Consider the following 233-nt stretch of genomic DNA (forward strand, 5'->3'; position numbering starts at 1 on the left):
GGATAGCCCAGGGCGCGCAGTGCCAGGCCGCTGTCGAAGCCGGCCGGGGCGGGGCCGTCGGCCGGATCGGGCCATTCGCCGAAGCCGGCGGCGGCAAGCTGGTCCCAGGGGAACCAGCGGCTGGGATCGACCTTGCGCGCCGGCGCCAGGTCGGCATGGCCGATGACCTGGGTGCGCGGGATGCGCAGGCGCGTGCAGACATCGTCGAGCAGGCGCAGCAGCGCGGCGACCTG

General features: G+C 75.5%; 1 pseudogene. It reads right to left on the reverse strand.

Annotated features, from left to right (window positions below):
- Positions 1 to 233 (reverse strand): annotated as a pseudogene (locus SB753_RS41725) (hypothetical protein); the annotation flags it as partial.

It is taken from the genome of Paraburkholderia sp. SIMBA_053 (assembly GCF_046534895.1).
Classification (GTDB): Bacteria; Pseudomonadota; Gammaproteobacteria; order Burkholderiales; family Burkholderiaceae; genus Paraburkholderia; species Paraburkholderia caledonica.